Source organism: Moorena sp. (assembly GCF_982860115.1).
This window is the reverse complement of the sequence record NZ_CEYLVT010000238.1, coordinates 1-11,442: the sequence shown is the minus strand read 5'-3', so window position 1 is coordinate 11,442 and position 11,442 is coordinate 1. Positions and strand designations below refer to the sequence as shown.

The 11,442-nt window shown below is 44.9% G+C and carries 11 protein-coding genes; 9 read left to right on the top strand and 2 right to left on the bottom strand.

All coding sequences use genetic code 11. The annotated features are described in order from the left end of the window. Positions 1 to 299 precede the first annotated feature (299 nt). From AC4II3_RS27430 to AC4II3_RS27390, 9 genes are all read left to right on the top strand, one after another. Entirely contained in the window at positions 300 to 1,247 is a 948-nt protein-coding gene (locus AC4II3_RS27430) for a Sll0314/Alr1548 family TPR repeat-containing protein (protein ID WP_488010899.1), read from the top strand. Positions 1,248 to 1,731: 484 nt separating this feature from the next. After that, complete coding sequence (locus tag AC4II3_RS27425) at positions 1,732 to 2,058, top strand: hypothetical protein (RefSeq protein WP_488010878.1); 327 nt, start codon at positions 1,732 to 1,734, stop codon at positions 2,056 to 2,058. 50 nt (positions 2,059 to 2,108) lie between these two features. Continuing rightward, entirely contained in the window at positions 2,109 to 2,651 is a 543-nt protein-coding gene (locus tag AC4II3_RS27420) for a GIY-YIG nuclease family protein (RefSeq protein WP_488010901.1), read from the top strand. Continuing rightward, positions 2,648 to 3,787 (top strand): glutamine-hydrolyzing carbamoyl-phosphate synthase small subunit, encoded by a 1,140-nt coding sequence (gene carA, locus AC4II3_RS27415; protein ID WP_488010880.1) that lies wholly within the window; start codon positions 2,648 to 2,650, stop codon positions 3,785 to 3,787. Before AC4II3_RS27420 ends, carA begins: the two co-directional genes overlap by 4 nt. 579 nt (positions 3,788 to 4,366) lie before the next feature. Then, positions 4,367 to 4,735 (top strand): STAS domain-containing protein, encoded by a 369-nt coding sequence (locus AC4II3_RS27410; RefSeq protein WP_488010903.1) that lies wholly within the window; start codon positions 4,367 to 4,369, stop codon positions 4,733 to 4,735. A 178-nt stretch (positions 4,736 to 4,913) separates the two neighbouring features. Beyond that, positions 4,914 to 5,402: a Mini-ribonuclease 3 gene (locus tag AC4II3_RS27405; protein WP_488010882.1), complete on the top strand. Its 489-nt coding sequence runs from the start codon at positions 4,914 to 4,916 to the stop codon at positions 5,400 to 5,402. Positions 5,403 to 5,416: 14 nt separating this feature from the next. Continuing rightward, the gene (rlmB, locus tag AC4II3_RS27400) at positions 5,417 to 6,466 is read left to right on the top strand and encodes a 23S rRNA (guanosine(2251)-2'-O)-methyltransferase RlmB (protein ID WP_488010884.1); all 1,050 of its coding nucleotides are present in this window, start codon (positions 5,417 to 5,419) and stop codon (positions 6,464 to 6,466) included. A gap of 68 nt (positions 6,467 to 6,534) precedes the next feature. Next, entirely contained in the window at positions 6,535 to 6,819 is a 285-nt protein-coding gene (locus AC4II3_RS27395; protein ID WP_488010886.1) for a DUF1816 domain-containing protein, read from the top strand. Between the two features lie 218 nt (positions 6,820 to 7,037). Then, complete coding sequence (locus tag AC4II3_RS27390; protein WP_488010887.1) at positions 7,038 to 7,253, top strand: hypothetical protein; 216 nt, start codon at positions 7,038 to 7,040, stop codon at positions 7,251 to 7,253. A gap of 51 nt (positions 7,254 to 7,304) precedes the next feature. On the opposite strand, the gene AC4II3_RS27385 is transcribed toward AC4II3_RS27390, so the two are convergent. Then, on the bottom strand, positions 7,305 to 9,689 hold the full coding sequence (locus AC4II3_RS27385) for a tetratricopeptide repeat protein (protein WP_488010889.1): 2,385 nt from the start codon (positions 9,687 to 9,689) through the stop codon (positions 7,305 to 7,307). Positions 9,690 to 10,089: 400 nt separating this feature from the next. Beyond that, the gene (locus AC4II3_RS27380; protein WP_488010891.1) at positions 10,090 to 11,304 is read right to left on the bottom strand and encodes a glycosyltransferase; all 1,215 of its coding nucleotides are present in this window, start codon (positions 11,302 to 11,304) and stop codon (positions 10,090 to 10,092) included. Positions 11,305 to 11,442 lie beyond the last annotated feature (138 nt).

Genomic DNA, 11,442 nt, shown 5'->3' with positions numbered 1-11,442 from the left:
AGCTTAAGCGCTACGCGCACGCTACGCGAACAGCTATCAGCTATCAGCTATCAGTTATCAGCTATCAGCTATCAGCTATCAGCCTTTGGGCCACGCTACGGAAATGGCTACGCTACGGGAATGGCTGACGGCTGACGGCACCTCAAGTAGCGTGAGCATTTAGCTCACGGCTGACGGCTGACCGCTAAATGCTTACTTACTATCTTATGCCCCAACTTCCGGTACCATGGAACCTGGCATCAAGTGTAACGTCAGTACTGAGGTTAGTAGCATATATTTTTAATATTGCCAGAATGACGATGAACCAACGGTTTCGAGCACCAAAACGGATAGTTAAAGCCTGTGTCAGCACAGCAGTTGTATTAATCGGTTTATGGGGAATGCCCACTTTAGCAGCTGATCCCTTTCGCGACAGTAATCCTCGGAACATTGATGACACTGTTCAAGATGCTTTTGACTTCTTCTTCAAGGATGGAAACTATAAACAGGCTGAAGCTTATCTAAAAAAATCGGAATCTAGGCAGTCTAAAGAACCCATGACCTATGCTATGCTATCCTCTCTAGCTTACTTAGATCAAGATTGGGAAACCTTCAAGAGCTACGGCACTAAAACTCTTAATACGGCTAAGGAAATGATTCCTTCTGATCCCTTGCGGGGTAATCTCTACACAGCAGTCGGTTATTTTTTGGAAGGAGCTTACGATTTTGAAAAAGAAGGTCCCATCAGCGCCTTGACTAAATTACAGAAAGTTTTTGAATATCTGGATAAAGCCAAAGAAGTTGATCCTAATGACCCAGAGCTAAACTTGATTACAGGCTACATGGATTTAATGTTAGCAGTGAATTTACCATTTTCTGACCCATCTCAAGCCATTGAAAAGTTAGAAACCTATGCTTTCCCCTCTTATTTAGCATATCGAGGCATTGCAGTAGGATATCGAGATTTAAAGCAATATTCTAAGGCAATAGACTATATAGACCGGTCAATGGAAACAACACCAAGCAATCCAGATGTGTTTTACCTTAAAGCACAAATTTTGCGAAAATTGGGGCAGGAGGAAGAAAGTTTAGATTTTTTTAACAAAGCTTTAGAAAAACAGACTCAACTGCCAAAACGCCACGCTGCCCAAATTACTTACGAGCAGTGCAAACTTGAAAATAAACTCACAGATGGGAATAGAAATTGCTCGAAGGAGCGGAATCGCATCCGGAAGCGGGGAACAGAAGTGGTTCAGAAGGATGACTAAGTTTACTGTTGAAGGTTGCAGGTTGCAGGTTGAAGGTTGCAGGTTGCAGGTTGAAGGTTGCAGGTTGCAGGTTGAAGGTTGCAGGTTGCAGGTTGCAGGTTGTTCGCGTAGCGTGGCCTTTTGGCCAAGGTTGCAGGTTGTTCGCGTAGCGTGGCCTTTTGGCCAAGGTTGCAGGTTTAGGGGCATTCCTTGTGGCTGCTCCTATCCCAATCCTACAGGATTCGTGTACAATGACAGGTCTTACTCAGAAATCAGAACTCAAAACTTAGAACTCATATCATGTCAGGATAATTACCTTTAATAAAAATCTGCCCCATCTCCCCATCTCCCCATCTCCCCATCTCCCCATCTCCCCACCCTCCCCTAGATTATGGGTATTCAACCAGACTTGATATCAGGACTATGTTTAACGGAAGTCTTGTTCAACAGTGAATCTTGATCAGGTATAATCCTCTCGTAAAGAATTCGGGATTATCCTTGACTTATGGTTCGCCTCAAGATAATTAACAAGTTCGATAGCAGTTTTGTCCTAGCTCCAGAAGCCCGAGACCAGTTATTTGCTTTACTAATCGGGGAAAACTTTTTGGCTCAAGTAACTGAAGCGGCTCAATGCTTAAGGGTTGAGTTTACTGAATTACTGTTTCAACCAGTTCCCTACACCACTTCAACCCCTAAGGGAATGCCAGCGGAATATGAGCAGTATCACGAATCTGATGATTATATCATCATTAATGTACCTCCTAACTTCATGTTCAAAGCCAAAATCTTTAATCCCAGTCGCCTCTGTGCGATTTATCGCAAATTTCAATAATAGTTTGTTGATATTATTTATTTTTGAATCTTATTTTTGAATCCCATCCCATGCTGACCTCTGATAATCAAATTCCCTCTCTGAGGGATTTAGAATTTATTCCCTATCTGGATGAAACGGGAAATCTACCAGAATCTTTACAAAAAAAGATTGGTGTATACGCAATTTTTGACCAGGATAAAACTCTGAAATTGGTTAATTATTCCCGAGATATATATGTCAGCCTCAAACAACATTTAGTTCGTCAGCATCAATCCTGCTATTGGCTAAAAATAGAAACCATTGAAAAACCTGACCGGAGTCGATTAGAAACGATTCGTAAGGCATGGATTGAGGAGAATGGTGTGATACCGGTGGGAAATGGAGAGCAGGAAAATCTGTGGAGTCAGCCGATTGATGCTAAAATAACAATGACTGAAGCAGAGCAATTAGAGTATGAGCAAAGTGAGGAATTAGGAAAAACGAAGATTTTAAAAAAAATTGCTCGGAGAGTTGAAGCTAAAATTAAAGATGAGCTAGAATCCCGAGGGGTAAAGACTGAAATTCGCTTCAATCCTAAGCTTAAAGAAAAGGGTTTACTTGACATAAAATGACTATCTCAACGGCTCATCCAGCTCTGTTAGTTCTCGCTGATGGCACAACTTACCAAGGCTGGTCTTTCGGAGCGACTGGTACAACCATTGGTGAAGTAGTGTTTAACACTGCCATGACGGGTTATCAAGAGGTGGTGACAGACCCCAGCTACTGCGGTCAAATTGTGACCTTCACCTATCCAGAATTAGGCAATACTGGTGTTAACCCATCCGATGAAGAATCTGCTCATCCTCAAATCCGAGGCGCGATTGCTCGTAATATCTGCTACCGTCCCAGTAACTGGCGCTCTACCCAGTCCTTGCCCGATTATTTGGCAGAACACAACATCCCAGGAATTTACGGCATAGATACAAGGGCATTAACCCGCAAAATACGCTCCATTGGTGCGATAAACGGTGCCATTTCCACAGAAATCCTTGACTCTGCTGAATTATTGTCCCAAGTGCAAGCGGCTCCGAATATGGCAGGATTAAATTTAGTTAAAGACGTGAGCACTGACAAGGTTTACGAATGGTCTGATCCTACGGAAGCCAATTGGGAGTTCGGTCCGGCAGTTGATGGGCAGGAAAAGGACAAGCCTTTGACAGTTGTTGCGATCGATTTTGGCATTAAACGTAATATTCTCAAGCGTCTAGCTAGCTACAATTGTCGGGTAATTGTCGTCCCGGCTAATACACCGCCAGAAGAAATTGCTAAATATAATCCCGATGGGATATTTCTGTCCAATGGACCAGGGGATCCGGCTGTAGTACTGGAAGGCATCTCAACCACCAAAGCGTTATTGGAGCGTCAGCAACCTATTTTTGGCATCTGCATGGGACATCAGATTCTTGGTCTTGCCCTAGGAGCGCAGACCTTTAAACTTAAATTTGGTCACCGAGGTTTGAATCACCCAGCCGGTTTGCAGCAAATGGTGGAAATTACTAGCCAAAACCATGGTTTTGCTATTGATCCCGATACCTTAGGGGATCAGGTGGAAATTACTCACCTAAATCTCAATGACCGCACTGTGGCAGGGTTGCGTCACAAATCCTTACCGTTCTTTTCAGTACAGTATCACCCAGAGGCTAGTCCTGGTCCTCACGATGCTGACTATTTATTTCAGCAGTTTGTAGAGCTGATGCACCTCAAGTAGCGTAGCCGTAGGCTAATCGCGTAGCGTGGCCTAGGGCTAATCGCGTAGCGTGGCCTAGGGCTAATCGCGTAGCGTGGCCTAGGGCCAATCGCACAAAGCCCTTGACTAGACGCTGATTGGTCGAATAGGGTATGCGTTCGCGTAGCGTAGCCGTAGGCTAATCGCTTTTAGCGGAAGCTTAGCTTCCGGAGCGTAGCGGCGACCCAGGAACATCGCGCGCAATAGTCAATGGGAAACCCCAACTGTAGGGTGAGCGGGTGTGGGGCTATAAAATAACCCCTGCATTGCCAGCAAACCAACAAATCAGCTTCAGTTATAATTAATCGGTTACAATTGCGGCTGGCTTAATTTTACCCTACCGCTACACCCGGTTACCCTACCCCCGAAACTCTGATACTGTTGTATAATCTAAAATTGACGTTGTTTTAGCCCCTTGACGTGCTAACCAACAAACAAAGGTATGGTGATAGGGCGCGTGTATAAACGGTAGCCAAGTCATCAATCTGCTGTCACAGTAGTCAACTTGACAGTAGAAGTATTAGATTATTGATATTTATAAGCTATATCTAGGAGGGTGTTATTCCTGAACAACTAACCCTTACAGTCAGTTTAAGGGGCACTCGCCAAGTCGAGTCAAATTATCAAATTTTCCGCCTTACTGGATTGCTAGATGCCTTTTCGGAATCTACTCTCCGTAACGTTATTGGCAAATGTATTGATGAAGGTCCAGGGGATATTATTCTGGACTTATCTAAAATTGATTTTGTCGATAGCTCTGGTTTGGGTGCTTTGGTGCAGCTAGTAAAGAAAGCTCAAACTGCTGAGGGAAGTGTACAAGTCGTGACCAATCCCCGCGTGACTCAAACTGTGAAACTAGTGCGCCTAGAAAAATTTCTCTCTCTGCAAGAGTCTCTCACCATAGCTGTGGAGAACATCAAGGGTACGTGACAAAATCGACAGTGAAGGCGGGGGCAAAACCCGCCTTCACTTTCAGAAGCAGTGGGGAATCGGTCAGAGTTGAGTGTAAGTAACTTCCCTGTTAGAAAATTTATTGAATACTGGAAGCAGAAATTGTTGAATGATGTCTAATTTGGTCTAATCAACAAAAGACAGTAATACCCCAAAGATGGCTCAGACAGATGCACAATTAGACCCCTTGGAAGAGGATAGCCATGGCGGTGGAAGTGACTCTATAGTATTGTGGACAGAGTTTCGATTTAGGCAATTCATGGCGAAAGTTGATCAAATTGCCAAAATTCAACAGATTTCCCCAGCATCCTTGGCATATATAGGAGATGCTGTTTATGAACTTTATATCCGAACCCACTATCTGCTACCACCGAGGCGAATCTGTGACTATCATAACCAGGTAGTCGCTCATGTCAGAGCAGAAAGCCAAGCCAAGATTTTGCGATCGCTTGAACCTTACCTAACTGCTTCTGAAAAAGACGTTTTACGGCGCGGACGGAATGCTGCTACAAAGAGCCCCCGGCGTCTCAATCGAGAAATCTATCAACAAGCTAGTAGCTTAGAAACCTTACTGGGATACCTATACCTTACTGATACTCAACGGTTGACCCAGTTATTGGCTCATCTACAACTCGACAGCCCATAAACCCTTATTCTATTATGGCTAATCAAAACCCCTCCTCTGATTCCTCCTCTGATGCTTCTGGCCAGATCAAGGCAGGGAAGTCCTCTGATCGGCAAGGTGAGAATAAAAAATTATCTCCTTCGACCCGAGGCAATTCTCAAAAGAACGGGAAACCCCCTCGAAAGAACTACCACTCTCGAAAGCCACGGTCAAAACATTCCCATTACTCCGAGGAAACTCAGCCGAAGCAGCATGGGTACTCTAAGTCAAAACTTGTAAGTAGCACAGAAGAAGAGAGTGACTTAATCTACGGGCGTCATTCAGTTCTAGCAGCTCTCCAAAACCAGCACCAGCTAAACCGAGTTTGGATTATTTCCCAGCTGCGTTACGATTCTCGCTTTCACTCCTTACTGGTTAAAGCCAAGGCTAACGGTACAGTAATTGATGAAGTAGCACCAAAACGCCTGAGCCAAATTACCAAAGGTGGTAACCATCAGGGTGTGGCAGCTCAAATAGCACCTTACGACTACATAGATTTAAATGACTTAATTGACAAAGCAAAATGGGCAACTGAGCAGCCAGTTTTATTGGCTTGTGATGGCATTAATGATCCTCAAAATTTAGGGGCGATTATTCGTACGGCAGAAGCTCTAGGGGCTCAAGGCTTAGTCATACCCCAACGTCGAGCTGTTGGTGTCACCTCAACTGTGAGGAAAGTGGCAGCAGGAGCTCTAGAAACCTTTCCTATTGCCAGAGTTGTCAATCTCAGTAATGCCCTAGAGCAGTTGAAAACTGCGGGCTTTTGGATTTACGGAACTGCTGCCGGTACTGGTAAACTTTTACACAAAGTTGATTTGACCGGTTCAGTCGTATTAGTAATAGGTTCAGAGGGGAATGGTTTAAGCCTAAAGTCACAAAGCTGCTGTGACATGTTAGTCTCAATTCCATTACAGGGTAAGACCCCTAGCCTCAATGCCTCAGCAGCAACTGCTATGGTGTTATATGAAACCTATCGGCAGCGTTGGTCAGACTTACTGTATATCGATAGTACTTCCAATGAACAGATTGTGAAACAAGAACAGTAAATGGAGGATAAAAACCTTTAAAAGGCGATTAAATTAGCAGAGATTATCCTTGAAACTAGGTAGATTTCATGAAAGAAGCCTTAATCAAAATCTTCGACGTCTTAGGGTTAGCGTTTTGGGTGGAAATCATCACCGAAACCCCCAAGTGTACCTACTACTTTGGACCCTTTGTTAACCAGCAGGAGGCTCAGGCTGCCAACTATGGATACATTGAAGACTTAGAAAATGAAGGAGCTCAAGGCATTATGGTAACTCTCAAACGCTGCAAACCCAATAGACTAACAATTTTTGATGAGTTGCCAGAACAAACTGAACTAGACAAATCCTCTAGCTTGAGGGAGCAGATTTTTTGAAAAAGGATGAAGTTTAACCTGTAGGGTGTTAAATGTGAAGCTTTAAAACGCTCTAATAGTCTCTACTTAAAGTAGCCCGTAAGCTGACGAAGTCAGCGCAGCTCTCGGAGCTTGCATCCCTTGAGAACGCTGACCGCTCCAAGTATAGTTAGCATGTGCTGGAAATTTGGGATACAATTACGTGGAGTTTTTAGCAAGCAAAAATACTTAATATAAAGATGTTAACTTCTTCCGACCATATGACAGATTTATCCGATGCCCACTGGCAGAGCAATTCCCGTTCTGTTGTCACTGGCGACCCCCAGCTGAAGAAATTGATGACATCGGTTTATGGGGTTGACCACCAAGTAAAGTACCTTCACTTACAGGCAGAAGTTGAATCCCTCTGGCAGCAGCAGCAATTACTTAAGCAACAACGGTTGGTTTTGAGTTGAACCAATGCGCTTAAGTACAAGTATTAAAGTACAAGTATTAAAGTACAAGCATTACTCAAAACGCTGATGCTTGGGTGACCAACGCTTAAGGCTATAGTTATTCGGTTCATCAATAACTATAGCCGCAGGACCACCATCGCCTAAATCCGCGATCGCAGTCATGGAAGTGCTGGAATCTTGGGAAAATTCGCTGTAGAGTAAGGCTCCTGCGTCAGAAAAAATCATGGTGCGGGGTTTGTAGATAGTAGAAGCCCTTTGTGTATCCATCCCGTCATTAATACTATCCGATAGACCAACGTCGCTAGATTCTGAGGTAACTGATATTTCTTGATATAAGGTTATGACCGCTTCTGGCTGGTTGTTGCCAGTCAGCTCGATGGGTCTAACTGACCAATGCCCGATCTCCTGAAGCATCATTGGTAAACTAGGAAGGGGTCCTGGGGAGAACTGACCACTGTTGATTAACTCCTGCCAGAGTACTGGCAGCATGGCTGAGACCGACTCGGGGTTAAGGTGGTAGAGTGCTGACAAAGTGATCGCACTTGGGTCTAACCAGCGCAGTCCGGTATCGGTGTGGGCTAGCAGGTGCTGATTAGAGCCATCAACAGCTAGGGCTTCACTAGGGAATTTCCCACCTGCTGCCAACAGCTTAATCATCCCTTCCTGGTAGGAAACCCCCTTGACCGTAGCTGTAGTTGATTGCTGGATACCATTCTCACTCCAAAGGCTAATCCGAATCTGGGGGTCAACGTCTAAGCCCAAATATCGCCACAATCGCTTTCCCTTAGTCAAAGTGGGCAGCCGTAAATCAGAAAACGGCATCCATCGCCAACCCTGACCATCGTAAAATGCTTTTACCTGTACTTGATACCAAACTTCCTCGGGGTTTTTTTGTAGAGTGACAGAGACAGATGGACACGGGGACAGGGGTGAAACTGCTATACTCTCTTGCTCTGCTACAGAAACCAATTCAGTACTGTCCTGTTGCCTTTGGCAGTGCTGTTCTCCTATTCCCCCATCTCCATCTTCCGGTTGCAACCAATCCGTTGCGTTGACAGTTTGAATTATTTCTGAATTGCCAACCAGTTGGCTGAAGTGCCTGACGATAGCTGGAACTGGGTTTAAGGCATTGTCGAGATGGTTCAGGAGTTGGTAAACCTGGGGATTAGTTTGGGGTAATTCCTTAACCCATGCGATCGCTTTTTGAGGGTCTTCCTGGGCTGCCAAAATCAATCCTCCCCAAGCTTGTACATTGCTGTCATCAGGATTGACCTCTAGTGCTGCTTCCACCCGCTCCCACAATCCCCCAGAATCGCTCTTTAGCATAGTGATAATATCCCCCAACTGAGCACCATCCACTGCCGTCTGAAACACTGTTTTTGCCTCCCCCCAGCGACCATCCAGGAGATAGGCAAAGATAGCCGCACTGGCACTTCCCCAAATTTGATTGGCCTGAGACTCGGTGACCTGAGCGTGCAGTTTAACCAAATCCATTTGGGCTTGAGCCTCTGCTGACCAGTGTTTTGGTTTCTGTTGGTTCAACCATTGCCAAGCATCAGACCACAAACCATTACGCGCTAGATTTAAACCATTGCGATAGAGTTTAGTATCTATCGCTGCTTGGGTCAGGGAAATTTCCTCTAGATAAATCGGGTTGGGAACAAAAGTCCGAGGTTGAATTTGGTAAACCTTGAACTGGGGTTCCAAGCCTACAGTATGATTAACCACTAATTCTGGAGTAGCACCACCGGTCACTTCCTGCCAATAGGGAGGACCTTCATTAGGGCTTTTCCACTCCAACATCATACTCAGGTGTGTCTGGTCCGGATTGTAATGAATAATTTGTCCATAGCTTGAGGGTGTATTTTCTGAGACCACGTGACCCGAGAGGTTGAACCAAAACCCTTCCTCTAGAGCTTGTTGATCGAAACGATCGAGTTTGGTTAAAGGTAGTGAACGGGAGACACTAGCATCACCCGATCCTGTGTTCACTTGGGTAGACAACACAAAATATTCGACCGGAGCAGTGATCGGCAGCTGACTAACTAGGTGATAATACTTTTGTTGTCTATTGCTTTGTTCAAGGGGCTGATAGACTCTAAGTTCCACAATCTGGTCACAATTAGTTTGGCATGATGGTGGTGATGCCAAAATGGGTAGCAGCAACTCAGAGTTAAGGGCAACGGGTGTTCCCGCCGTTAACCCATTTTCACGAATCTCCCCTTGAATTTGGGCAAATGTCTTGACAGATGAAGGAACAGTCTGGGGGATACGAGCCCAACTCGGCAAAATGTCATTGATCCAGACAATCGAATCAGGGTCAATAATTAAAATAACCGCCACCCAGATACTACCGGCAATGATACCGCTAGTGGTGATTAAGGCAGCGATCGCGCCCACGGTGGTTAACCAACCACCTCTACTAGACTTTTGCACTGATGTTTTAATAGTTTATCTTTGCAGTTTTTTCCCAGTTTGAAAAAAATGTTGTCGGCAATATAGCAGTTCTAAATTGGGTGAGGTACATGTTGGATTTTAGGCAACAGGCAACAGGCAACAGGCAACAGGGAAACAATCTTGTGTACCTCATAACTATGAGACACCCGATAGATGATAGATAGTAATTAGCGAAATTCTACATATTTTTGGACTTAAAGGCTAATTCGTCGAAGTCCATGTCTTTGTCATTCTCCCTTGCTCACTCTAAAAATCGTGACTAAACCAGTTTGCTCACAGTCGCTGCGGCGTGCTAAACCCTAAACCCTAAACCCTACACCCTACACCCTACACCCTACACCCTACACCCTGAGCCAAAGGCACCCTAACCCTACACCCTTCAACTTGTGATTACCTGCTCATATAGCTCACCAGCACGTTCCCAAGTATATTTCTGTTCAATATACCCTCGCCCATTTTCAGACAGTTGTTTACGGAGTTGGCGGTCTTCAAATAACCGACTAATGCCATAAACATATTCTGTTGTATCATTTGCTCGCAATGCCCGCAAAGGGACATCCCCGCCATCAACTGTCAAGCCCTCCAAACCGCGATCGCTTCCCACGACCGGTACTCCTGCTGCCATCGCTTCCAGAGTTTTATTTTTTACGCCAAATCCACTTTGCATTGGCACCACAAATATAGTTGCCTTATGAAGGTGGTCTACTAAAGAAGGCACTGCCCCAGTTACACTAATCCCTTGGATCTCTTCTAAATCTAGCACCGCTTGCACCGGTTTGGGTCCGACCAATTCTAGCTTGGTATCAGCATAGCGCTCTGTAATTGCTGGGAACACCTCTAGGCTAAAATAACGAGCTGCTTTGATGTTTAGTGGGTTATCCATCGCCCCAGTAAATACTAATCTGTGTCCACCAGGATCAGAGATGCGCCTGGGAAATAAATTAACATCAACCCCATTAGAAATCAATGTAATTTTACTGTCTAGCTCAAAGGATTCTATTTGCCGTCTATCTTCTGCTGTTGTGACTACAATGTCTGTGAATTTAGCACAATATTGCTCTTCATAGCGACGTAATAGGGGCAAATTCAACTGGTCTTTCAGCTGATTGTCTGATGTTTTGGTTTCCAGCTTGTCCAGAGATTTCCGGTATACAGAATGATGAATATTCACCACAGTTCGCAGCTGCTCCCGCCACTCTGGTCGCACATAAATTTCATTGGTACTGTGTTCACAGGTAATCAGGTCAAATTGTCCCGCCTCTACAGCCTGATCCAGCCATTGCTGCATTGGAGTTGAGTAGAGTTGGAGTACTTTCTGGGGCGTTCCCTGTTGCAAAATGGTACTCCAGCGCTGCAATTTATCCTTTATGCCTTTCTCTTGTTCTGATGGCTGCGGTTGGGGAAACATCACCAGTTCTTCCACCCACTGCTGCAATTTTTCTACCTCGATGTCCGTGATCTCCTCAGAACGTTGAGTAACCAAAGTTATAGCATGACGTTTACTCAGGTACTTGAGTAAATTAAACGTCCTGACCTGAGTTGCCCCCCGCGTTGGCGGATAGGGAAAGGTTGTGGAGATCATTAGAATCTTCATAGGACGTTACTACTTTGAGCAATAAGTGACCACAAGGAAAGGACAGGGAATAATTCATGCTTATCTCACTTTTTACATGAGTTAGCGATGCAGCGCCGCCAAAGGGGGTTTCCCCCATGAGCGACTGCATCAAGACAA